Source organism: Acinetobacter sp. YH12142 (assembly GCF_013418435.1).
Lineage (GTDB): Bacteria > Pseudomonadota > Gammaproteobacteria > Pseudomonadales > Moraxellaceae > Acinetobacter > Acinetobacter amyesii.
This window is the reverse complement of the sequence record NZ_VPCB01000013.1, coordinates 26729-49323: the sequence shown is the minus strand read 5'-3', so window position 1 is coordinate 49323 and position 22595 is coordinate 26729. Positions and strand designations below refer to the sequence as shown.

The following is a 22595-nucleotide window of genomic DNA, read 5'->3' as shown; positions in this document are numbered from 1 at the left end:
GATATATCTTAATTAATCTTAAGGTGTATCTTTGTAATGTCAAATTCAGACCTTTTGGACGTTAGTGATAGTCCAGTCAAAACCCGAAAACGCCTGTTTGAAGCAGGGCACATGAAACTATTGGTGCTGCATCTTATTTCCCAAGCGCCTAAGTTTAGTTACGACATCATTAAAGATGTCGGCGCAATCGTCGGCGGTGGCTACAGCCCAAGCACAGGTACAATTTACCCAACGCTGAATTACCTCGAAGAACAGCAATACATACATGCAGAACTAAATGCGGAAGACCGTAAACAATACAGCGTTACGCAGTCAGGCTTAGCGCATCTGGATGCCGAAAAAGCCACAGTAGAGAAAATTCTGTGTCGTTTTGATACCCGTAAGCAGATTCATAACAACGAACAATACGTCGACATCAAACGTGCGATGGAAAACTTAAAAGCATCACTGCGCATCAAAATTCAGCACTGTGAACTAACACCTGAACAGGTCTATGCCATTGCAGAAAAAATCGATCAGGCGGCAGTCGAAATCAGCCGTATGGAGGTGACACAATGAAACAGCATCAATATGAAATCACGCTCAAACACATTGCTGATGCGCAGGGCAATCCTTCGACTTATACCGAAGCGTTGCAGTTTAATGCCTACAACCATGATGATATGTTTAAGGTGCTGGAGCATTTGACCAAAGCGCAATTGTTAGATGATGAAAAGACCAAAGCCTTTGCTGTGGGTCTGAAACTGTTTGGTGAAACCTTGTTGGAAAATAAAGACCATCCTTTATTTAAAGATTTCATGCCGCATTTCGGCCAATTTATGAAAACACTAAAACAAACCGTAAAAGCCCAGAACGCAGCCCAAGACGAATAATAGGTATTTACAGATGAATCAACTCCCAAAATTTCATCCCAAACACATGACTTGGCTGATGCCTCTAATTCTGTCCGGCATTATGAGCGGTTCAATTTCCTGCTTTAATATGCTGATGAATAAAGGCTTAGTTGAAGGCTTTCTTGGTATTTGGCTGCGCGCTTGGGGTATGTCATGGATGGTGGCGTTCCCGCTCATTTTGATCGTGTTGCCATTGGTGCGTAATACGTTAATGAAGTTTGTACGCCTGCCGAATGAGTCTGCATCCAAATAAAAGGTACATCCGTTTAGTCATGAGTTGAATGTGACTGCATAGCATCTTGAATGATGGCTGTTAATTCAGTCAGCGATTTAACTCCTGCAATACGTTGAATGACTTGCCCGCGATAAAATACTAAGGTTGAAGGTAGTCCATAAACGTTATAGCGCAAGGTTAGTATCGGTGAGGAATCAATATTTACCTTGCCAAATTTGAGCTGTGCATGCTGTGCGGACATTTGACTTGCGCACTGCTCAAATACAGGGAAGTTCTGCACACAGGGCGCGCACCAGTCTGCATAGAAACGAATCACGGCAAAACCATCGAACCATTCATAGTCGCTGGCGTTATCTTCGTTATATTCAACAACCTGAACCATGTGCTGCCTATTATTAATTTGCTAAATAGTCAGCCAATTATACATAAGTCCATTGTTATTCAATCTGTATGCTTTCTATGTTCAAATAGTGCATAGATAGATGAATAGTCAATAATTGAAAAGGAAAAACAATGTCACAGCAAAGCATGCAGCAGGTCATTATTACTGAGCCAGGCGGTGTAGATAAACTGGCCTATGAAAGCGTTGCCATCCCAGAAGCGAAAGCGGATGAAGTGTTGGTAAAAGTGCATGCCTTTGGCATCAATCGTCCAGACATTTTACAGCGCCAAGGCTTGTACCCAATGCCGAAAGGGGTAACACCAGTACCGGGTTTAGAGGTTGCAGGCGAAGTGGTTGCTGTGGGTGCAGAAGTCACTTTGTTTAAGGTGGGCGATAAGGTTTGCGGACTGACCAATGGTGGCGGTTATGCAGAATATTGCGTGGTGCCTGAAAGCCAAACCATTGCGATTCCTGAAGGCGTCAGCTTTACCCAAGCGGCAGCCATTCCTGAAACCTTCTTTACCGTATGGGCCAATGTATTCCAAATGGGTAAAGCCAAAGCAGGTGAAACGGTACTTATTCATGGCGGTACTAGCGGTATTGGAACCACAGCAATCATGCTGTGTAATGCCTTGGGCATGAAAACCTTTGCTACGGTCGGTTCAGATGAAAAAGTAGCAGCGATCTCTGATATCACACATGCGATTAACTACAAGACTCAAGACTTTGAGCAAGTGATTAATGAAGCGACCAATGAGCAAGGTGTAGATGTCATTCTAGATATCGTTGGAGCACCGTATTTGGCGCAGAACCTCAATCTATTGCGTCGTGATGGTCGTTTGGTCTATATCGCATTTTTAGGCGGTGCAAAAGCCAAAGAGGTGAAATTGGGTCAAATCATGATGAAGCGCTTGACGATTACAGGCTCAACCATGCGTGCGCGTAATACTGCAGAAAAAGCAGAGATTGCCAAAGGCATTCAGGAAAATGTTGTTCCGTTATGGTCTAAAGGTGAATGCCTGCCAATGATTTACAAAACATTTAAGTTTGATCAAATTCAAGAAGCACATGCAGCCATGGATACAGGCGACCATGTGGGTAAGATTGTGGTTGAAGTGATCTAAAGGATTATTTTTAAAACGCGATGTATTTGCAGGGTGTTTTAAAATAATAAAAGAGGGCGATGTCCCTCTTTTTTATTGTCTTACTAAACTTTAGGCATAAAAAAACCAGCTTATCGCTGGGTTCTTTATTACACCATCTTCAGTAGTAGAAGAATGGTGCCCGAGGCCAGACTCGAACTGGCACGCTTTGTGGGCGGGGGATTTTAAATCCCCTGTGTCTACCGATTTCACCACTCGGGCTTAACAAGATTGGAGGCGGAGGTCGGAATCGAACCGGCGTACACGGAGTTGCAGTCCGCTGCATGACCACTCTGCCACCCCGCCATGTCTTGTTGATGCGTATATTAGCAAGCTCTGAAAAAAAAACAATAGCAGATTCATCTGTATGAGCATAAAAGCAGCATACAAGGTAAAAAATTTAAAATAATCATGTATTATGTGCAAAATTGATTCATATCATCACTTGGAGAAGTGCCGTGGCATTAGTTTTAGATGGTCGTGCATTGGCGAAGAAAATTGAAGCTGACTTGTTGACTCGCGTAGAAGCGCTAAAAGAGAAAACTGGTCGTACCCCAATTCTTGCGACTATTTTGGTAGGTGACGATGGTGCATCTGCAACTTATGTACGTATGAAAGGGAATGCTTGCCGCCGTGTTGGTATGGATTCATTAAAAGTTGAGCTTCCTAAAGAAACCACAACTGAGCAATTGCTTGCTGAAATTGAAAAATTGAATGCAAATCCAGATGTTCACGGTATTTTGTTACAACACCCCGTACCTGCTCAAATTGATGAGCGTGCTTGTTTCGATGCGATCTCTCTTGAAAAAGACGTGGATGGCGTGACCTGCTTAGGTTTCGGCCGTATGGCAATGGGTGAAGCAGCATATGGTTCTGCGACTCCTGCAGGCATCATGACCATTTTAAAAGAAAACAACATTGAAATCGCAGGGAAACATGCGGTTGTTGTGGGTCGTTCTGCAATTTTGGGTAAACCAATGTCTGCGATGCTACTTGAAGCGAATGCAACAGTGACCACTTGCCACTCACGTACTCAAAACTTAGCTGACTTTGTTAAGCAAGCTGACATTATTGTGGGTGCGGTAGGTAAAGCTGAATTGATTCAAAAAGATTGGATCAAACCAGGTGCAGTGGTTGTTGACGCTGGCTTCCATCCACGTGATGGCGGCGGTGTAGGTGATATCCAATTGGTGGGTATTGAAGAAGTTGCTTCTGCTTATACACCTGTTCCGGGTGGTGTAGGTCCTATGACCATTACAACGTTGATTCGTCAAACTGTTGAAGCTGCTGAAAAAGCGTTGGGTTAATCTTTAGACCACTCCCTTGCGAAGCAATGCTTCTCATCTCCTAAAAGGAGAGGGAACTGATCGTCTCAAATTGATTCTATGCTGCTCCCTCTCCCTGTGGGAGAGGGTTGGGGTGAGGGTGCTTTTTTATAAATAATCCTCTCCCTAACCCTCTCCTTTAAAAGGAGAGGGAACTTCCGATCTTAATTTAGGCTTATATGACACTAAAACTCTGCATATTCGAAAAATAAAATTCTAATGAGCTGTACTTTCCAATTCCCCCAAGCCCCTGAACATTTACTGAAAGCACTGCATGAAGTCATTCCGCATTGTGAATTACATGCACAACAGTTGCCTGAAACCCCCATTTCTTTATGGTTGATACCGCCTGTATTTCCAACCGATAAATTGGATGATGAAGTCATTCGTCGTATATGGAATGATACGCCGTATTGGATCTTTTGTTGGGCTTCAGGGCTTGCAATGGCGCAGTGGTTGTTGGCAGAGCCGCATCATGTCAAAGATAAAGTCGTGTTGGACTTTGGTGCAGGTTCAGGCGTGGTGGCGATTGCCGCGAAAATGGCAGGGGCGAAACGCGTGATCTGCTGTGACATCGACCAAGTGAGCCTAGATGCATGCCGTGCCAATGCAGAGCTAAACAATGTTGAACTCGAATATTTAGATGATCTGTATAAAGCGGAGCAAGTCGATATTTTATTGGCTGCCGATGTGCTGTATGACCAATGCAATCGTTTCTTTTTGGATGAGTTTTTAAAGTTTGCTCCTGAAGTGTGGGTGGCAGACAGTCGTGTGAAAAACTTTAGTCATCCTAAATATGAAAAACTCGATGAACGAAGCGCGACAACATGGCCTGATTTGGATGAATCACCTGAGTTTCGTAATGTGAGTTTTTATAAAACCCTATAAATATTAAACCCATAAAAAATAAGACGCTTTAAGCGTCTTATTTTTATCTTTTGAACAGCAAATTTGATTAAGAACAGGTATAGCGAACCACACGTAAGGTGGCAGGGCGAGCATCGAGTGCATCACGCGCGCCTAAGTTTTCAGAGTTACGTAGATCAGGAGTATTTGATAGACCGAAGTTCGCACGTGTATTACCAATTTGACGGCCGTACTGGGTATTTTCCAAAGCAGGATTTGCAATTTCGTTCACGCTTAAGATTTGTAATTTATAGGTCTTTTGCGTATTTAATACTTTTTGGCAAGCACGTTGTAATTTATTGGCATCCAGTTGTTGGTTTTGGCGACCCGCTAAAGTATATGCAAGTGTTGCGCTATCTGCAGATTTGGACTCTATTTGAAAGCCCGTTTGACCATTAAAAGCACGTGGAGTGCTTTGGCAAGCAGCCATCGACATTGCAACAATACCCAAACTTAAAACTTTGTAAATATTTTTCATCATTCATTCGCCGTGTGTATTTGTATGTTCAGTATGCCATAGTCCGTCTGTCGACTCGATGGCGAAAACAAAGAAAGCCAAAGAAGTTTGATTAAATCTTTGATGCAGCCGAAACGATGAGTAGATGGAAATGGAGATAAAAAAAGCTCATCAAAATAGGCTTTGATGAGCTTAAGTGGAATAGCAGGGCTGAGCGAATTAATCGTCAGTGATCATGCTATGTTTTTTAGTATCTTTCATGAAGACATAGGTAATTAAAGATAAACCAATCATGAATGTAATGTAGTAGAAGAAGTAGTTTTCATGGCCTGCATTTTTGAAGCTCAAAGCTACAAGTTCTGCGGTACCACCAAAGAGTGTATTTGCAATGGCATAAGGCAATGCAACACCTAGGGCACGGATGTGTGCAGGGAACAACTCTGCTTTTACTACGGCATTAATCGCAGTATAACCAGTGACAATCACCATACCGCTCATGCAAAGCATAAATGCTGTGGTTGGGCTGGTAGTTGAACCGATACCATTGAAAATAGGAATGGTAAACAGCACACCAAGCACACCAAAGGCGATCATAATTGGCTTACGACCAATTTTGTCTGAAAGCGCACCGACAGCAGGTTGTAAAAGCATGAAGATGAAAATTGCAGCAGTGGTAATTTCAGTTGCTGTGGTTTTTTCAAAGCCAGACGTGTTGACCAAATATTTTTGTAAATATGTGGTAAAAGTGTTGAACGCTAAAGTACCACCGGCAGTCAACATGATCACAGTGAAGGCTTGTTTAGGGTATTTGGTAAATAACGCTAAAGCACCTGATTTTGGACCACCATTTTTAGCTTGTTCTTGAGCTTCTTTAGAGGATTGAGTTTCAACTAAACCGCGACGAATCCAGAACACCACAATAGCGAGTAATGCACCGATGAAGAACGGAACACGCCAGCCCCATTCAGTTAAAGCTTGTTCTGAGAAATTGCGTTGTAAGATAATTAAAACGCAAAGTGCCAATAGCTGACCTGAAATCAGTGTGACATATTGGAAACTTGAGAAGAAGCCACGATGGTTTTTACCTGCCATTTCAGTCAAATAGGTGGCACTAGAACCATATTCACCACCAACACTTAAGCCTTGGAGTAAACGCGCTAAAAGTAGAATAGCGGGTGCGAGCATGCCTACAGAATCATAGGTTGGTGCACATGCGATCATCAGTGAGCCGACACACATCAACGATACAGACAGCGTTAAACCTGCTTTACGACCTTTACGGTCCGCATAAATACCCATGACCCATGCGCCGATTGGACGCATTAAGAAACCGAGTGCAAAGACTGCAGCTGCTTGTAAGAGTTTTACAGTATTGTCACCGTCAGGGAAAAATTGCGGTGCAAAGTAAAGGGTAAAGGCAGCGTAGACATACCAGTCGTACCATTCAACGAGGTTGCCGGCAGATCCGCCGAGGATAGATTTGACACGAGTTTTTCTATCCAATTGTTCAGGAACAACTGGCTCAGATGAGTTTGACACATCATTCTCCAAGGAATGAATGCAAAACATATCCATTTAAACTCTTTGGGAAAAGTTTAAATCAATATATTTTGTCGAAATGGGAGATGGAACTATATTTATTTAATTTATACTCCTGTTGTCGCAGAAAATCATGCGACTTTAGTCTATAAAATGCGATTTTTTTGATCAGATAGATTTTTCACGACTAAATGAAAACAACAAAGCCTCATCGATTGAGGCTTTGATTGGAAAAACATGCTGTTTTTGATCAGCTTGATCAATAAGTCATCATCAAATGAACCTGATCAATGCTCCTGAATTTTGGAATGGTGTTTGGTGTCTTTCATAAAGACGTAGACCAATAATGAAATAAAAATCATGATGGTTACATAGATGAAGAACCATGTCTCATAGCCAGCTTCTTTGAAACTTAGGGCAAAAAATTCTGCAGTACCACCAAAGATGGTATCTGTAAGTGCATAAACGGGGTACATCAAAACTGAAGGCTTCTGCAGCTGAACATGCAATATATAAAAGCTTGAAATAAAATTTTAAAAAAGATTAGGTTGAAAAAAAATACAAATCAACTGCTTGTAATTATGTTTGCTTTGAATATAGGTTCTGACTTTAAAATGATTGATTTCATGCTTGAGCCAGCAAGCTTTTAAACGTACATTTAAAATATAACTTCTCATTTATTGAAGGATATAAAAAACTCAGCGTACAAATATCTTGATCAAAATAGGTACTTGATCAAAAAAGCATGATCAATGAGAAAAATAATAAAGCAAAGAAAACGAAGCATTGTTGAATAAAAAGACATAGCGGGAGGGAGCGATGAATACACAACAACAATCAATATATGACATGGTGGTCATTGGTGGTGGAATAAATGGTGTTGGTATTGCCTGTGATGCAGCGGGGCGGGGTTTAAGTGTTTTGCTCTGTGAAAAAGACGATCTCGCGAGCCACACTTCATCTGCAAGTAGCAAATTAATTCATGGTGGTCTTCGCTATTTAGAGCATAAAGAATTTCGTTTGGTACGTGAAGCACTGGCAGAACGCGAAGTTCTGCTTAAAAAAGCCCCTCATATTATTCGACCGATGCGTTTTATCATGCCACATGAACCGCACTTACGTCCGGCTTGGCTGATTCGGACTGGATTATTCTTTTATGATTATTTGGGTAAGCGAGAACAGCTTTCAGGCTCAAATGGTATTGAATTTGATGTGGAAGCTAGTCCTTTAGCATCCAAATTTACCCGAGGGTTCGAATATTCCGATTGTGCAGTAGATGACGCACGCTTAGTTGTACTGAATGCGATACAAGCACGAGAACATGGTGCACAGATTCTGACTCGAACAGAATGTTTAAATGCATATAGCAAAGCTGGAATTTGGCAGGTATGTCTAAAAAATGCCAAGGGATTGCAAAATGTGCAGGCTAAAGTCTTGGTGAATGCGGCAGGTCCTTGGGTTGCTGACTTTATAAAACAGGGGTTAAAGCAAGAGTCACCTTATGGTATACGGCTGATACAGGGTAGTCATATCATTGTTCCAAAACTTTTTGAGGGTGATAAAGCTTTTATTATGCAAAATGATGATCATCGCATTGTCTTTGCGATCCCTTATTTAGAACAATATACCTTGATCGGCACGACAGATCGTGAATATCACGCAGACCCAAATCGAGTAAAGATAAGCCAGGAAGAAATCGATTACTTGCTTGATGTGTCAAATGATCACTTTAAAACTCAATTGACGCAAACGGACATTATTTCAACTTATTCAGGTGTGCGTCCGCTGTGTGATGATGAGTCAGATAATCCAGCCGCAGTCACGCGAGATTACACCTTGGCACTGACCGATGTAGAAGGGGCTGCATTACTTTCAATCTTTGGTGGCAAACTCACCACTTACCGAAAACTTTCAGAAGCGGCGCTAGATCAGCTTAAAACGGTTTTTCATCATCGATCCAAACCTTGGACTGCTGATGCAACATTGCCTGGTGCGGAAAATTTAGAATCGGTAGAGCAGTTGGTAGTTGAAATCCAACAAAAAGTGCGAGGTGTTTCGAGCAGCCTGGCCAGTCGTTGGGCGCATGCTTATGGAACCCGTGTCTGGATTTTGCTGAATCATTTAACTTCGATTGATGAGCTTGGGCAAAACTTTGGACATGGCTTGTATGCTCAAGAAGTGGATTATTTAGTTGAGCAGGAATGGGTGAGAAGTTCTGAAGATATTTTGCAAAGACGGACAAAGTTATATTTGCAATTCAGCGCAGCTGAAGTTGATGTTTTGGATGAATATTTAATGGCAATTCGCATAAAACAAAAAGCTCAAGATGTGGCTTAGTGGATATAAAAAAGACCGCACAAGGCGGTCTTTTAAATCTTTCTTAATCCCTCTTTTAAAGGAGGGAAATTAAAGGCCGATTAAGCAGATTTTTTTACAGCTTCTAAAAGTTCGTCTTGACGTACTTTAAGTGCTTTTGGTAAGCGATCACCAAGTTTGTTGAACAATTCAGTGTGGCTTTCAAGTTCTTTGATCCATTGATCTTTATCTTGAGAAGTTACAAGCTCGAATTGCTCTTTAGTGAAGTCTGAACCAGTCCAGTTCAATTGTTCGTATGTTGGAACAAGGCCGATAGGTGTTTCAACAGCGTCTGCACGACCTTCACAACGGTCAATGATCCACTCAAGAACACGCATGTTTTGACCGAAACCAGGCCATACAAAGTTACCTTCAGCATCACGACGGAACCAGTTCACGTTGTAGATACCAGGAAGTTTATTGCCAGCAGCTTTAGCTTTAGCAGCAACTTCTTCACCAAGTTCTAACCAGTGAGAGAAGTAGTCAGCCATGTTGTAACCCGCAAATGGAAGCATTGCGAATGGGTCACGACGAACGATACCTTGTTGACCAACAGCAGCAGCAGTTGTTTCAGAGCCCATAGTTGCAGCTTTGTAAACACCGTCAACCCAGTCAAATGCTTCTGAAATTAGAGGCACTGTGTCTGCACGACGACCACCGAAGATGAACGCAGAAATCGGAACACCTGCTGGATTTTCCCAGTCAGCATCAATAGAAGGACATTGACCCGCTGAAACAGTGAAACGAGCATTTGGATGCGCAGCTTTTTCACCAGCAACGTGTGGCTGACCTTTCCAGTTAGTCAAGTTAGCAGGCGCTTCTTTAGTCAGACCTTCCCACCATACTTCACCTTCGTCAGTTACAGCAACGTTGGTATAGATTACGTCTTTATGAAGAGTCGCCATACAGTTTGGGTTAGTCTTGGTATTTGTACCAGGTGCTACACCGAAGAAACCAGCTTCAGGGTTGATTGCATATAAACGACCATCTTCACCTGGTTTGATCCAAGCAATATCGTCACCTACAGTTTCAATTTTCCAACCTTCGTAACCCGCTGGTGGAATCAACATCGCGAAGTTTGTTTTACCACAAGCAGAAGGGAATGCAGCTGCGATGTAGTGTTTTTCGCCTTGTGGGTTAGTCACGCCAAGGATGAGCATGTGTTCAGCTAACCAGCCTTGTTGACGACCCATAGAAGATGCAATACGTAAAGCTAGGCATTTTTTACCCAACAATGCGTTACCGCCGTAACCAGAACCGTAAGACCAGATTTCACGAGTTTCTGGATAATGAACGATGTATTTTTCAGGGTTGCAAGGCCAAGCAACGTCTTTTTGACCTTCTTCAAGCGGAGCACCAACAGTGTGTACGCAAGGAATGAAGTCACCGTCAGTACCAAGTACGTCATAAACAGCTTTACCCATACGAGCCATTTTAGACATGCTTACAGCAACGTAAGGAGAATCAGTAAGTTCGATACCGATGTGAGCAATATGAGAACCTAAAGGACCCATAGAGAAAGGAACTACGTACAAAGTACGGCCTTTCATTGAACCGTCAAATAAACCATTCAGACGAGCACGCATTTCAGCTGGAGCTTCCCAGTTGTTTGTTGCGCCTGCATCTTCTTGTTTTTCAGAACAGATGTAAGTACGACCTTCAACACGAGCAACGTCAGAAGGATCAGAATTAGCAAGGTAAGAACCAGGATGTTTTTCTTGGTTAAGTTCTTGCATAGTGCCGTTAGCGATCATCAAGTCGATATAACGTTGATATTCTTCTGCGCTACCGTCACACCATTCGATTTTTGCTGGTTTGGTTAATTTGGCAATTTCTTCCACCCAAGCAATTAGCTTAGGGTGACGAACGAATTCTGGTGCGTTCACTTGGGTCATGGTGAGGCCTATCTCAAAAATGTACTAACCGTACAAAGTATAATCTGCATCATGGGATACATCATGCAGATAAAAGATGAAAAAAAGTGGCTGTATTAAAGCATAAAATCATAAAAAAAATAAGACTAAAGAAGTGGTAGATTTTTTTTGGTAGTTAATGCTATTTATATTAAATATAGATAAAATACAATAACTTAACATATTATGTGGTGAATTTTCACTTTATTTATTAACGTGATGGACAATATTTTATATAGTTATTTTTAATAAAAACAAAAAGTTGCATGTAATTTGTATTTGAGAATTATTATTGATTAAATAAATGGTGGTAATTCGATTTTTACATAAAGGCGCTATTATTTGCTGTTAAATTCGACAAAATACAATACTAAGCGGCCAAGATGTATAAAAAGTGATTAAACAAGCCAAGCCTTTATCTATTATCTATAATAAAAAATCAGGATTTCATGCTGCAAACAAAGATGAAGTCTACGAGGAACTTGTGCGGATATTATCCGATCATAATTTCGAAATACAGTCATTTGAGCTTGGGCAGGAAGCGAGTTTTGATACTTTAATGAGCAAGGTATTTGCACGCCATCAAGACCCTGATAATTTGGGGGTTGTGGTTGCTGCAGGTGGTGATGGAACCTTAAATGCTGTTGCTCATCAGTTGATGCATACCGATATTCCTATGGGGGTCTTACCTTTGGGCACATTTAATTATGTGGCGCGGGTACTCAATATTCCTCTCGATTTAATTCAAGCAGCACAGGTGATTGCGACAGGCACTAATCGACAGGTGCATGTGGCGCAAATCAACGAACATATCTATTTAAACAATGCCAGTTTAGGCTTGTATCCATTATTTATACAAAAAAGAGAGTTTTATAATCAAAAGTTTGGTCGTTTTCCATTACATGCTTATACCTCAGGTTTGGATGTGCTGATTCGAGATCGCAAAGAGTTAAAATTGGAAATCGAAGTCGATCATCATATTTATCCAGTCAAAACGCCCTTGATCTTTTTTGGCAATAATCAATTGCAATTGGCCGATTTAAATTTGCAAATCGCTAAAGATGCAGAGGCAGGTAAAGTTGCAGGTGTGGTGGTCGCAAAAAGTGATAAGAAAACTTTATTTAAAATTTTATGGCAATTGATCCGTGGCAATATCGACAATGCACCAGATGTGTATAGTTTTGCCGCTGATGAAGTCACCATACATACCCAACGAAAAAAAATGACCGTTGCTGTGGATGGTGAGATTGTAGAAATGAAACCGCCGCTTAAAATTCGAGTGCAAAAACAAGCCTTAAAGATACGGGTGCCACATGATACTGCATCTGTCTGATCTGCATTTCGGCACTGAAAAGCCAGAGTGTATGCGCGCTATTCAGCAATTTTGTCGTGAACAGCGTATCGAGGCCGTGGTTGCCAGTGGAGACTTGACCCAACGTGCGCGTTATCGTCAGTTTTATGCATGTAAGCAATTTTTAGAAAGCTTAAAGCTGCCTTATATCGTTGTGCCGGGGAATCATGATATTCCGCTATATCATTTATGGAACCGTGTTTTTAGCCCTTTTGCACGTTATCAATTTTTTTTTGGTGCCATGGAAAATGTACTGGAAACCGAGCATTTTTATTTAATTGGGATCAATAGTATTCGCCGTCGTTACCATACGCGAGGGCATGTATCGCTGGAGCAAATACATCATGTCGAGGAATTACTTAAACATGCGCCGCCCAATAAAGTGAAATTAATCATAGCGCATCAACCTTTTTATACGCCGCCCAATGACCCGCATGGTGTGAAAGATTGTCCTGTTCAAGGGCGTTTGGCACTCGAACAGTGGAGTCAACACGGTTTAAATGGTTTATTGCATGGGCATTTACATGTTCCAGCCAGCTATGACCTCAATCAGATTTATGCTTTAGGTGCTGCGCATCCAGTTTGGGATATTCATGCTGGAACTGCAATGTCATATCGCCTACACGATAACCTTGCCAACAGTTTTAATGTCATTGATGAGCAGATGAATGTGCAGCATTATTTTTATCATTCAAAGTTAAAAATATTCGAAGAAAATCTTAGTACTCATATTTTGGATGAGCTTTAATCCTTTAAATTTAAATTTTGAAGAAAAAAAATACAAAAAAATGAAAAAAATTAAATTTTGCCCTTGAAGGGTTTTTTTCCATCCCCACAAAAGTGTCATCTAAATTATTTTTTGTCGATGGCTTACGGAAATCAAAATGTCATCGTCTTTTATCTAGTAAATAGACTTAGTCTGGAGTTAACTATGAGCAATATTCGTCCTTTGCATGACAACGTTGTGATTCGCCGTGTTGAAAAGGAAACTAAAACTGCTGGTGGTCTTATTTTAAGTACTTCAGCAGCTGAACAACCTGCTCAAGGCGAAGTAATCGCTGTAGGTAATGGCAAAGTAACTGACAATGGCGTACGTGCATTAGACGTTAAAGTTGGTGACAACGTATTGTTTGGCACTTATGCCGGTACAAAAGTAAAAGTAGCAGGCGAAGAGCTTCTTATTATGAAAGAGTCTGACATCTTAGCGGTACTTGAAGCTTAAGTTTCGTACACGCATTTAGACCCTTTTATTCATCATAAATTGTTAAAAATTTTAAAAAGATTCGGAGTTAGACATGTCAGCTAAAGACGTAAAATTTGGTGATTCAGCGCGTTCAAAAATGATCGCGGGTGTAAATGTACTTGCAGATGCTGTAAAAGTGACTTTAGGTCCTAAAGGCCGTAACGTTGTCATCGACCGTTCTTTCGGTGCGCCGCACATCACTAAAGATGGTGTTTCTGTTGCTAAAGAAATCACGTTAAAAGATAAGTTTGAAAACATGGGCGCTCAGCTAGTTCGTGAAGTGTCTTCAAAAACCAACGACATCGCGGGTGACGGTACAACAACTGCAACTGTTCTTGCACAAGCAATCCTTAATGAAGGGATTAAATCAGTAACTGCGGGTATGAACCCAATGGATCTTAAACGCGGTATCGACATCGCGGTTAAAGCTGTAGTTGCTGAAATTAAAGCGACTGCAAAACCTGCATCTGACTCTAAAGCGATTGAACAAGTAGGTTCTATTTCTGCGAACTCTGACACCACTGTTGGTAAACTTATTGCTCAAGCAATGGAAAAAGTCGGTAAAGAGGGTGTAATTACAGTTGAAGAGGGTTCAGGCTTTGAAGATTCTCTAGATGTTGTAGAGGGTATGCAGTTTGACCGTGGTTACATCAGCCCGTACTTTGCAAACAAGCAAGATACACTAACAGCTGAACTTGAAAACCCATACATTCTTCTTGTTGATAAAAAAATCAGCAACATCCGCGAATTAATTGCTGTACTTGAAGCTGTTGCTAAAACAGGTAAACCGCTTCTTATCATTGCTGAAGATGTTGAAGGTGAAGCACTTGCAACTCTTGTTGTAAACAACATGCGTGGCATTATCAAAGTTTGTGCTGTTAAAGCACCTGGTTTTGGTGATCGTCGTAAAGCGATGCTTCAAGACATCGCGATTTTAACTGGCGCGACTGTAGTTTCTGAAGAGGTTGGTATGTCTTTAGACCAAACTACACTTGAGCACTTAGGTACAGCGCATAAAGTGACTGTTTCTAAAGAAAACACAGTAATTGTTGATGGTGCAGGTGTTGCAGAGCAAATTGCTGAACGTGTAACTCAAATTCGTGCTCAAATTGAAGAATCAACTTCAGAATACGACAAAGAAAAACTTCAAGAACGCGTTGCTAAATTGGCAGGCGGTGTTGCTGTAATCAAAATCGGCGCTGCAACTGAAGTTGAAATGAAAGAGAAGAAAGATCGCGTTGATGATGCACTTCATGCAACTCGTGCTGCAGTTGAAGAAGGTGTTGTAGCAGGTGGTGGTGTTGCACTTGTACGTGCTGCAAAAGCACTTGAAGGTGTGTCTGGTGCTAACGATGATCAAAATGTTGGTATCAATATTTTACGTCGTGCGATTGAAGCGCCGCTTCGTCAAATCGTTGCAAACTCTGGTGATGAGCCTTCAGTTGTAATCAATGCTGTGAAAAACGGTGAAGGTAACTTCGGTTATAACGCTGCGACTTCAGAGTATGGCGATATGTTAGAAATGGGTATTCTTGACCCAGCGAAAGTAACACGTTCTGCGCTTGAGCATGCTGCATCTGTTGCGGGCTTAATGCTTACAACTGAATGTATGATCACTGAAATTCCAGAAGATAAACCTGCTATGCCTGATATGGGCGGTATGGGTGGCATGGGCGGTATGATGTAAGCTAATTGCTGCAAGATAAAATTAAACCCTGCATTTTGCAGGGTTTTTTTTGTGATGTGTGTTGTAATTATGTGATTATTTGAATAACATAACGCAAATTAATGTAAAACATGTGATCATTTTTATTCTTTATATTGAGAATAAGAAATTGTTATTGATTTGTATGATTTATATATTGGAATATTTAAAATTTTAATTTATGATTTTATCAACATGTTCTTTATAAGAATAGCAATGATAAATCAAGACGGTAAGCGAATAAAATGCATGAATAAACATTCAAAAGTATTCGATCCCAATTGTGAAAAAATTCTCGTGAGTAAAAAAGAGTTACAGATGCTTTACAAGACAATACGTGACTATGAAGAGAGAATTAATTTTTACGAGCTTGAAAATAAAAAATATTTAAAATTGTTGAATAAGGATAGTTCTATCTCTGAATGAATTGGTCAATTAAATCTTTGATGATTTGTTTTTGACTCGCATTCAATGTCCGAAATTTTAAAAAATAATCAAGTTCTGATTGATCATTTGACTCAAGATTGGATGATCCTAATGTGTTGTCGCCAAAGCGTAACCACTGGCTAGTGACATTGAGCCAAATAGAAAGAATAGCCAGTTTATCTTGATTTGGAATCGCTTTACCTAATAACCAATTATTTGCCGATTGTACTGAAACAGGAGCGCCATCATATCTATGATTAAACTCTTTTGACAAATAAGTTGGGCTAATAGGGTGATTTGAATCTATTAGTGCCTGTTTCAAGCGTTCACTAAAAGCTAACTTTTCTTGTAGATTACTCATATTTCATTGATTCTGCTTACAAAAATTAAGGACTCTTAAATGTAACAGAATGTCGATAAGAGTCCGGTAAATTTAAATGTTGATTGTAGAAAATAGCCAAATAAATAACAATCATTTTTCGTCTAATTATTGATAAATAAGAGTAATTTTTTGTAAGGAGGATAAACGATACGTGTTTACGAGCAATCAAATATTGATTGATTAAAGAGTAAAAGTTAAAGGAAATATAATTCTTTAATATTAATTTTATTATATAAAAAATATCAAAAAAACAATAAATTATAGTATTTTTTGTATAAAAAAAAGAATTAAAATATTTTTTATTTAAAAATAAATCAAATTTTGATTGATATTAATGTTTCATTTTGTATATTATTGCCACAGCACCGCAGGGGCGGTTGGCTATGAATTGCGGATTCTCCAGACGATAAGTACGCATTCGTAAAAGTTTCGCTGGTAAACATCATCCTAGGGTCTACCAGTCTTTTTATAAAAATTGAAGGAATTTGTATGAAATTTCAAAAGACACTTTTAGCAGCAAGTTTGGCATTTTTAGCAGTTGGTGCAAATGCAAAAAATGCAAATCCAACCCAGCGATCTGAAGGTTTGTTTAATAGTACAGGTTATGTGTTCTCACCAGTTCTTAATCAAGGTACTAGCGGGACTGACTTGGGGACTGGTGCTGTTAGTTCAGTTACTGGAAATGGTTCTCAAGTAACTTATGAAATTTTTAACTATAAAACGGCATCTGGTAAAGAAGTAGTTAGCGTAACAAAGTTGGGTTCAAAAACATCTGAAGGTTTTTTTGAATTTGTTAAAGATGCTGCTGGAAATGATCAACTAGTAGAATACAAGGGTAATGATGTTTTACTTGACACGCTATCTAATGGCGGTCAATTAATGGATTCTACAGCTGGTACAACAACTACTGGCTATGAGTTAAAAGCAATTAATAATGAACATTTAGTATATGGTTATCAAGGTAATGTTGGTGGTTTGAATCAACAATTACAAGGTGCGTATATTAATCCAGAAGGTGTTACTACTCAGTTTAAAGGTACACTAATCGTTCCAGGTACTTCAAATTCTAAATATGTAAACTCAGGTATTATTGGAAATACTGGTGCATATGATGCCGTAACTGGTCAGCCTTTAGATGTATCTAAAAATATTTATGGTGTAAGTGCTAAAGATGGCAACAATTTTGTTGCATTAACAGGTAATGGTATTGCATTAGCTGATCTTAGCTTAGGCACTCTTCAGTATGACGGCAGTGTTATTACAAATGAAAAACAAGTAGGTGCAGCAAATAGTTCGACATTAAAAACTCGTCAATATACTATTGGTAGTCGTACAATTCTTGAAGTTTATAATGATGACGCTGGCAATGAAGTTGCTTCAAAATTCTATGCAGCAACTGAAAATGCTGATGGTAATTATACACTGGCAGGAGTTGCTGATGTAACAGCAGCAGATGTAGCTGATTTATTACCAACTCGTACAGGTACAGCAACATATACAACTGGTAAATTTGAACAAGCAGTTGTTCATAATACAATTACTAATAAAAATGTAACTTATAGCGAATCGGTTACATCTGTAGATAAATCTAAACTTCAAGCAGGTATTGTAAAAACTACTGGTGCTACTGGTGCTACTGCAGTCGCTAATGAAAACGTTGGTGAGGCTACTATCAAAACTACTCAATCAGTTTCAACTGGTGTGATTAATAAAGTAGATGACCAAAACGTTTATGGCGTTGAAGTTAAGAAAACGACTGTTGATTCAGAAGGTAAGCAAACTACTGCAACAACAAAAATCACTGCTGACTATGTTGACTCTGGTGATTTCCGTATCAATGGCGTAAGTATTGTTGACAACATCAAATCTTCTGTTGATGGTGCTGTAGCAGGTGCAACAGAAGCTATTGATGCTAAAGTTGCTGAAGTTGACCAAAAAATCGTACAAGTTGATGAGCGTTTAACTCAGTTCAATACTGTTGCAGCTGGTTTAAACAGCCGTGTTGACCAATTGAACAGCCGTATTGATGACGTAGAGAAAACAGCTTACCGTGGTGTTGCAATTGCTTTAGCTGCTCAACAACAAATTCCTAACATTGGTGCAGGTCAATTTGCAGTATTTGGTGGTGTTGGTCACTACGAAGGTGAATCTGCAGGTGCTCTAGGTGTTGCAAGCGTATTTGCTGATGGCCGTACTTCACTTAGCGCTGCAATCGGTGTTGCTGGTGGTAGCGAAGTTGGTGGTCGTGTAGGTCTTTCTTATGTATTTGGCGGTAAATAATTAACCCGTTAATACATTTGGATTAAACAAAAAATCCCCGCTTTTGCGGGGATTTTTTATGACTAACATATGACTACAAATGTTAAATAAAAACGCTAATCAAGCTTTTTAGTGAGCTGGAAATTAAATTCAGGCATTTCCAATTTTTCACCTTTATCACCACGAAGCTCAATAAAGTTTTCGCCTACAAAATAAATTCGATTGTCGCCTTGGGCATCAAGTTGAATCATCCCAGGTTGATCTGGCAAAAACTTAAAACTGCCTTTCACTTTATTTTCAGTGTTTGCAGCTTTACCTAAAAACTCTTGGCTGAGTTCATAGCTCTTATCAAGTTTAAGTTCAAGTTCGGTTTCAATTCCTTTGCAATCATGGCAAGGCAGAATTCCTTTATATTCACCCGCCCAATCAAGTGCATTTTCGGTGTTATCACCTGTGGCAATCGGGCTTTCTGAGGCAGCGTCGGTATTGGCAATGACGTTATTATCTGGTGGTGTCGCAGTTTCAGAATCATTGCTAGTCTTTGAACATGCCGTTAAGGTTGCACTGACCATACAGAGAGCGAGCATTAGTTTTTTCATGAGATTTATACACCGTACGTACCCAATATAATGCTAAGCGTGGCTTTTATTGCGCAAGAAAAATAGCCTATTCTTGTTAACAATTGTGTGTTTGGTTAATACATCAAAACAGACATTTGATTTTTAAAATTCGTAAATAGTGAAATATTGGTGATTTACCTAAAAGTGAACGCTAAAGGACATTTATATATTAATTGGTGGATTACTGAACAATATAGGCTTTTATAATTATTTTGCGTTGTTAAACTCTGTGGCATAGAAAAAACTGTCGGTGCAAATTGTGTTTGAAAAAACAGCGGAAAAAAGTCTGAACTTAATGGGGTGGCAAATTGATAACCATTGGGATTTAAATATCGACCAATGTGTCATGATTGCAGCGCCACATACCAGTAATTGGGATGCACTTTATGCACGCCTTGCCCTGAAAGCTTTAGGGGTTAATGTTCGTATCACGATTAAAGACAGTTATATGAAATTCCCGTTTGGGCCTTTTGTACGTGCCATGGGCGGAATTGGTATTAATCGACGTCCAAAACAAGATGGTGAAGCTCGTCAAAGTATGGTTGAGCTGATGGCTGACTTGTTCAAGCATCATCCAAAATTGGTCATGTTGGTGACGCCAGAAGGGACACGCGCCAAACAAGAGAAGTGGAAAACTGGTTTTTACCATGTTGCTATGCAAGCGGGTGTGCCGATTGCTTTAGCCTATATGGACTATGCGCAGAAAAAGACTGGGGTGGGTAAAATTGTTTATCCTACAGGCGATTATGAAAAAGATATGGCTGAAATCATGGATTTTTACGCGCAAATACATGCCAAATTTCCTGAAAAATTCAGTGTCGATACACGCTATCACTAATCCAACAATCCAAAAAAAGGACAGCATCGGCTGTCCTTTTTTATGTTTAGATTCTTCTATTTAGATTCTTCTGTTTAGATTTTTATATTGATTTTAATCATTAAAGTCGGGATGGATACCGCCCAGATTTTGACATGCCGCCTTATAAATAATGTATTGCTGATCAACTACATCAATGAGCGGGATACGAAATAATTTTTCGCCTTCTTTATAGCTGTCGATATATGACACGACCTTTTGTTTACTTGATGCCAGTTTTTCTTCATGAAAACTTGTAATCGAGCTATGAGTCATATGTGAACTTTCAATATTATTGCATTGAAAATGTGAGAGTAGTTTTTCAGCTTTTTTAATTTCGCTGGACGTGCCAAACATACAGCCGCTAAGCAGAGTTACACCTGCAAGCAGGATGAACTTTTTCATGGTTTTATTTTAAGCAAAATTATGAGGTGCAATATTCTATTAATTTTCGTCAGAAAAATTAATTACTTTTTTACCATTTGGCTAATTTTTATTTAAATGTGAACTGTGTCATTGTTACAAGATGTGAATATCTAACTGAGAAGGGGTTTTTCTAGAATGATTTGGACAAAATATCTTTAGGTTTTGAGTCATCAGGTTAAGATACTCATTGTCACCAAGAAGCAGCCTGAAGAAAATAATAGCCCTAACACGATATGCTTAAATTGGCGTTCTGAAATACGATAGAAAAGTTTGGCACCAAAAATCACGGGAAAAGCCATAATTACCAACAGCACGGCTAAATAGGGCAGATGTTCACGATGGATGATCCCTTGTAGCAGATAGCTAATGAGTGTGACGAGCTGAATGGCTAAATTGAAATGTCGCAAAATATAGCGTTGTTCTGCTTTGGGTGTATTTTTCAGCATGAGCCATGCAGAGGGTAATGCACCACAAAAGCCTCCAAGACCACCCAAGATTCCAGCAATATATCCAATACTAGAATCCGCCCATTTCCCTGATTTTTGGATGAATGAAAATTTAGGATTAAAAAATAAAATTGGGCACCAAAACATTAAAAAAGCGCCCAAAACCAATTTAAATGTATCTGGATTAATGCTGTCTAATAAATAGGTACCGAGTGGTACACCTAAAATTCCTGCAATTAAATAGGGATAAATGATTTTTTTATTGATCGGAATGCTTTTACGTTCTGATGATAATGAAATGAAGTGGCTATAAACTGAAGCGCAGACCACCAAGGGTGCGGCTATTTGTGGGGGGAGTATCCAAACCCAAAATGACATTGCGATAAGGGCGAATGCAAACCCTGTTAATCCTTGTACGAATCCCGCAAAGATGGCACCAAGAATAAAAATCAGCCAAGTCATTAAATTACAGCTTTGTAATACGTGGCGCTATTGTAGTGAATTTTTCTATATAAATGTGGCTGACTGAGCAAATGTAGCAAAATTGGATGTCAAATGATGAATAAAACATGAATGTTTAAATACAGCATATGTACACAGACTTCCGATTGAATTCATTTCGATAAGTGAAAATGCCCTTCATCAAAGAGGAGTGCTACACATGCTTAAACAAGTTGCTTTGCTATCTGTGGTTGCAGTTACATTTACAGGGTGTGTCGTGGCGCCATTTGATGATGGCCGATACCATTCGAATCAATATGGCTATGCAAATCAATATGGTGGTTCATACGGACAGCGCTATGACTCAAGTCAGCGTTATGACCGCTCATATGGTCGAGTGAATAGCCCGCAACATCGACCAAACTCACCACGACCGAATTCGAATAACCGTCCAGACAATATATATAAACCAAATGCGCATAAACCGAATGTACACAATTCTTCATCTCAGCATCCGTCAAATGTGCAGCGTCCAAGCGCAAAGCCTCAGACTTCGGCTAAACCCAATACAAGCAAGCCCCAGCAGCAAAAACCACAGCAACAACGTCCAAAAGTGACGCCCGTGGATAAAGCTAAAACCACAGGTGGATTTAACAGCCAGCGTCCACTTCGACCACAGGTTTAACGATTTTCAAGTAATAAAAAAGTACGCATTGACGTCCTTTTTTGTGTGCATTTACATTAAGCCTTTTTATATAAGCCTGCACGCACCGTCCCAGCTTTGGTTTGTTTGATTTGCTGCCAAGTGCTCGGGAGTTTTAATTGAGCAAGATCACGGTCAGCTTCGATATAAATTAAACCATTGTCTGCAATGCAGGGATCGACCAATTCAGCAAATTCTTGCCATAAATCAAGACTATACGGTGGATCTAAGAAAATCAGATCAAATTGATCTTTCAAGTTAGGGATGGCTTGTTGAGCCGTCATGTTTTTGAGTTGCACACGTTGTTTACTGACCCTTAGGAGTTCTAAATTGTCCATGAGGAATTTCGCTTGGGTGCGATCAGGTTCAATTAAAACAGCTTCTGCTGCACCACGCGAGAGTGCTTCAAATGACAAAGCACCTGAACCTGTACAGAGGTCGAGGACTTTGGCATTTTGAACATCCCACATGAGCCAGTTAAATAATGTCTCGCGGACACGGTCAGGTGTAGGGCGTAAACCGTCAATACTGGCAAAAGGTAATTGACGACGCTTCCATTCACCACCAATGATTCTTAATTGATTTTTCAT

General features: G+C 39.9%; 23 protein-coding genes, 2 tRNA genes and 1 pseudogene. 14 read left to right on the top strand and 12 right to left on the bottom strand.

Going from position 1 to position 22595, the window contains the following annotated elements:
* Positions 1 to 36 precede the first annotated feature (36 nt).
* Genes FTU77_RS11215 through FTU77_RS11205 form a run of 3 tightly spaced genes read left to right on the top strand, consistent with a single transcriptional unit; the run spans position 37 to position 1146 of the window.
* A complete protein-coding gene (locus tag FTU77_RS11215; RefSeq protein ID WP_180055806.1) occupies positions 37 to 558 on the top strand; it encodes a PadR family transcriptional regulator in 522 nt (173 codons plus the stop codon).
* Complete coding sequence (locus tag FTU77_RS11210) at positions 555 to 872, top strand: DUF3861 domain-containing protein (protein WP_180011006.1); 318 nt, start codon at positions 555 to 557, stop codon at positions 870 to 872. Before FTU77_RS11215 ends, FTU77_RS11210 begins: the two co-directional genes overlap by 4 nt.
* Positions 873 to 885: 13 nt before the next feature.
* Entirely contained in the window at positions 886 to 1146 is a 261-nt protein-coding gene (locus tag FTU77_RS11205; protein WP_111885646.1) for a DUF2798 domain-containing protein, read from the top strand.
* A 13-nt stretch (positions 1147 to 1159) separates the two neighbouring features.
* Here FTU77_RS11205 and FTU77_RS11200 read toward each other — a convergent pair whose 3' ends face one another.
* Positions 1160 to 1510 carry a co-chaperone YbbN gene (locus FTU77_RS11200; protein ID WP_180041690.1) on the bottom strand — a complete coding sequence of 117 codons (351 nt, stop codon included), beginning with the start codon at positions 1508 to 1510 and terminating at the stop codon, positions 1160 to 1162.
* A gap of 131 nt (positions 1511 to 1641) precedes the next feature.
* Here FTU77_RS11200 and FTU77_RS11195 point away from each other — a divergent pair, with 131 nt between their 5' ends.
* Positions 1642 to 2634, top strand: a complete 993-nt coding sequence (locus FTU77_RS11195; RefSeq protein ID WP_180041692.1) for an NAD(P)H-quinone oxidoreductase — start codon at positions 1642 to 1644, stop codon at positions 2632 to 2634.
* A 154-nt stretch (positions 2635 to 2788) separates the two neighbouring features.
* Here the strand turns inward: FTU77_RS11195 and FTU77_RS11190 are convergent.
* A tRNA-Leu gene (locus tag FTU77_RS11190) sits at positions 2789 to 2874 on the bottom strand.
* A 10-nt stretch (positions 2875 to 2884) separates the two neighbouring features.
* A tRNA-Cys gene (locus FTU77_RS11185) sits at positions 2885 to 2958 on the bottom strand.
* A 152-nt stretch (positions 2959 to 3110) separates the two neighbouring features.
* Between FTU77_RS11185 and folD the strand changes: the two genes are divergently transcribed.
* Together folD and FTU77_RS11175 are read left to right on the top strand one after the other, a co-directional pair.
* Positions 3111 to 3959: a bifunctional methylenetetrahydrofolate dehydrogenase/methenyltetrahydrofolate cyclohydrolase FolD gene (folD, locus tag FTU77_RS11180; protein ID WP_078192972.1), complete on the top strand. Its 849-nt coding sequence runs from the start codon at positions 3111 to 3113 to the stop codon at positions 3957 to 3959.
* Positions 3960 to 4196: 237 nt separating this feature from the next.
* Positions 4197 to 4865 carry a methyltransferase gene (locus FTU77_RS11175; RefSeq protein WP_180003940.1) on the top strand — a complete coding sequence of 223 codons (669 nt, stop codon included), beginning with the start codon at positions 4197 to 4199 and terminating at the stop codon, positions 4863 to 4865.
* A 67-nt stretch (positions 4866 to 4932) separates the two neighbouring features.
* On the opposite strand, the gene FTU77_RS11170 is transcribed toward FTU77_RS11175, so the two are convergent.
* The 3 genes and pseudogenes from FTU77_RS11170 to FTU77_RS11160 form a co-directional block, all read right to left on the bottom strand.
* A complete protein-coding gene (locus FTU77_RS11170) occupies positions 4933 to 5361 on the bottom strand; it encodes a hypothetical protein (protein WP_078193296.1) in 429 nt (142 codons plus the stop codon).
* Between the two features lie 198 nt (positions 5362 to 5559).
* A complete protein-coding gene (locus FTU77_RS11165) occupies positions 5560 to 6879 on the bottom strand; it encodes an MFS transporter (RefSeq protein ID WP_078190125.1) in 1320 nt (439 codons plus the stop codon).
* Positions 6880 to 7166: 287 nt separating this feature from the next.
* A pseudogene (locus FTU77_RS11160) lies at positions 7167 to 7343 on the bottom strand (alpha-ketoglutarate permease); the annotation flags it as partial.
* Positions 7344 to 7698: 355 nt separating this feature from the next.
* Between FTU77_RS11160 and glpD the strand changes: the two are divergent.
* Positions 7699 to 9216, top strand: a complete 1518-nt coding sequence (glpD, locus tag FTU77_RS11155) for a glycerol-3-phosphate dehydrogenase (RefSeq protein WP_180055805.1) — start codon at positions 7699 to 7701, stop codon at positions 9214 to 9216.
* A gap of 80 nt (positions 9217 to 9296) precedes the next feature.
* On the opposite strand, the gene FTU77_RS11150 is transcribed toward glpD, so the two are convergent.
* Complete coding sequence (locus FTU77_RS11150) at positions 9297 to 11129, bottom strand: phosphoenolpyruvate carboxykinase (GTP) (protein ID WP_180055804.1); 1833 nt, start codon at positions 11127 to 11129, stop codon at positions 9297 to 9299.
* A 412-nt stretch (positions 11130 to 11541) separates the two neighbouring features.
* Here FTU77_RS11150 and FTU77_RS11145 point away from each other — a divergent pair, with 412 nt between their 5' ends.
* From FTU77_RS11145 to groL, 4 genes are all read left to right on the top strand, one after another.
* Complete coding sequence (locus FTU77_RS11145; RefSeq protein WP_180055803.1) at positions 11542 to 12480, top strand: diacylglycerol kinase family protein; 939 nt, start codon at positions 11542 to 11544, stop codon at positions 12478 to 12480.
* The gene (locus FTU77_RS11140) at positions 12461 to 13246 is read left to right on the top strand and encodes a metallophosphoesterase (RefSeq protein WP_180055802.1); all 786 of its coding nucleotides are present in this window, start codon (positions 12461 to 12463) and stop codon (positions 13244 to 13246) included. Before FTU77_RS11145 ends, FTU77_RS11140 begins: the two co-directional genes overlap by 20 nt.
* Positions 13247 to 13429: 183 nt before the next feature.
* Positions 13430 to 13720 carry a co-chaperone GroES gene (gene groES / locus FTU77_RS11135; protein WP_078192966.1) on the top strand — a complete coding sequence of 97 codons (291 nt, stop codon included), beginning with the start codon at positions 13430 to 13432 and terminating at the stop codon, positions 13718 to 13720.
* 73 nt (positions 13721 to 13793) lie between these two features.
* The gene (gene groL, locus FTU77_RS11130) at positions 13794 to 15428 is read left to right on the top strand and encodes a chaperonin GroEL (RefSeq protein WP_078192965.1); all 1635 of its coding nucleotides are present in this window, start codon (positions 13794 to 13796) and stop codon (positions 15426 to 15428) included.
* Positions 15429 to 15858: 430 nt separating this feature from the next.
* On the opposite strand, the gene FTU77_RS11125 is transcribed toward groL, so the two are convergent.
* Entirely contained in the window at positions 15859 to 16233 is a 375-nt protein-coding gene (locus tag FTU77_RS11125; protein WP_180024135.1) for a hypothetical protein, read from the bottom strand.
* Between the two features lie 510 nt (positions 16234 to 16743).
* Between FTU77_RS11125 and FTU77_RS11120 the strand changes: the two genes are divergently transcribed.
* Complete coding sequence (locus tag FTU77_RS11120) at positions 16744 to 18534, top strand: YadA C-terminal domain-containing protein (RefSeq protein ID WP_180055801.1); 1791 nt, start codon at positions 16744 to 16746, stop codon at positions 18532 to 18534.
* A gap of 95 nt (positions 18535 to 18629) precedes the next feature.
* Here FTU77_RS11120 and FTU77_RS11115 read toward each other — a convergent pair whose 3' ends face one another.
* Complete coding sequence (locus tag FTU77_RS11115; RefSeq protein ID WP_180055800.1) at positions 18630 to 19112, bottom strand: copper resistance protein NlpE; 483 nt, start codon at positions 19110 to 19112, stop codon at positions 18630 to 18632.
* Positions 19113 to 19392: 280 nt separating this feature from the next.
* Here FTU77_RS11115 and FTU77_RS11110 point away from each other — a divergent pair, with 280 nt between their 5' ends.
* Positions 19393 to 19971 carry a 1-acyl-sn-glycerol-3-phosphate acyltransferase gene (locus FTU77_RS11110; RefSeq protein WP_171262613.1) on the top strand — a complete coding sequence of 193 codons (579 nt, stop codon included), beginning with the start codon at positions 19393 to 19395 and terminating at the stop codon, positions 19969 to 19971.
* A 93-nt stretch (positions 19972 to 20064) separates the two neighbouring features.
* Here the strand turns inward: FTU77_RS11110 and FTU77_RS11105 are convergent, their stop codons facing one another.
* Positions 20065 to 20394: a hypothetical protein gene (locus tag FTU77_RS11105; RefSeq protein WP_078189873.1), complete on the bottom strand. Its 330-nt coding sequence runs from the start codon at positions 20392 to 20394 to the stop codon at positions 20065 to 20067.
* Between the two features lie 191 nt (positions 20395 to 20585).
* Positions 20586 to 21323 carry a sulfite exporter TauE/SafE family protein gene (locus FTU77_RS11100; RefSeq protein ID WP_180055799.1) on the bottom strand — a complete coding sequence of 246 codons (738 nt, stop codon included), beginning with the start codon at positions 21321 to 21323 and terminating at the stop codon, positions 20586 to 20588.
* 199 nt (positions 21324 to 21522) lie between these two features.
* Between FTU77_RS11100 and FTU77_RS11095 the strand changes: the two genes are divergently transcribed.
* Positions 21523 to 21987, top strand: coding sequence for a hypothetical protein (locus FTU77_RS11095; RefSeq protein ID WP_180055798.1), 465 nt, complete (start codon positions 21523 to 21525; stop codon positions 21985 to 21987).
* A gap of 56 nt (positions 21988 to 22043) precedes the next feature.
* Here FTU77_RS11095 and rsmD read toward each other — a convergent pair whose 3' ends face one another.
* Entirely contained in the window at positions 22044 to 22595 is a 552-nt protein-coding gene (rsmD, locus tag FTU77_RS11090) for a 16S rRNA (guanine(966)-N(2))-methyltransferase RsmD (RefSeq protein ID WP_180055797.1), read from the bottom strand.